At 25.8% G+C, this 896-nt stretch carries 1 protein-coding gene; it reads right to left on the reverse strand.

Going from position 1 to position 896, the window contains the following annotated elements:
- Nucleotides 1-78: 78 nt before the first annotated feature.
- Nucleotides 79-882, reverse strand: a complete 804-nt coding sequence (locus C4B24_RS04825) for a MurR/RpiR family transcriptional regulator (RefSeq protein ID WP_131599647.1) — start codon at nucleotides 880-882, stop codon at nucleotides 79-81.
- Nucleotides 883-896 lie beyond the last annotated feature (14 nt).

Here is an 896-nt window from a genome sequence, read left to right on the forward strand (position 1 = left end):
TTCCTTTAACTATTTTTTAAAATAATATTAATCAATCTTCACATATTATGTGAAGACCATAAAAAAATATGGCTTAATTTAGCGAATCTTTCTAACTGCGAATCTTTCAATTAAATAATTATTATATTCTTCATTTTCTTCATATACATATTTAAATAATATGTCTAAAATATATTGAATTACATGATTAGCGAGTGAAGGTAATTCAAATTGATTTTGATTATTTGCTTGGAAAAATAATCCATTCACGTGTTCATTAACTTCATCTTCCACATTGCAATACTTTCTCGCTCCAATTGAATAGACTGTTTGATTTTTTACACTAATAGTTCTTAATTTTTCAACAGCAAACTTTATATTTGGATTCATTCCTGATGTAGAAATCATAATATGGACTGAATTTTCTTTTGGTAAGATTGAACCAGACTCGCTAGCAACATTTACATAAGTTGCATTGATACTAATTTTATTTAATTTCATTTGAAAATATTTTGCCAAGATCATAGTAAATGATTCACCATATAAAAAAACTCTATTTGTGGAAATTATTTTTTTTGCAATAATTTTTAATGATTCTTTATTTAATTGTTCATCCGTTCTACTTAACGAATATATTATTTCATTAAGGCTTTGCTCAACCCCTTCATAAAAACTTGAATTTTCTTTTTCCATTTTGTAGGTATTTTGACATTCCTTTCATCCACTAAAATTTATTTTTTGACAAAAGCGTGTTATTGCGGCATTTGACACACCAATTTTTTTTGAAACTTGTGTAATGCTGGATTTTCGTCAATCATTATTTGCGTCTATTAAATAGTTGTAAATCTTCCAATCAGACTTCGAAAACGTCTGTTTTTTACTGCTCATTATATTTTTTAACATAATTAAATTATAGC

It is taken from the genome of Mycoplasma marinum, assembly GCF_004335975.1.
Taxonomy (GTDB): domain Bacteria; phylum Bacillota_I; class Bacilli_A; order Mycoplasmatales; family Metamycoplasmataceae; genus Mycoplasma_K; species Mycoplasma_K marinum.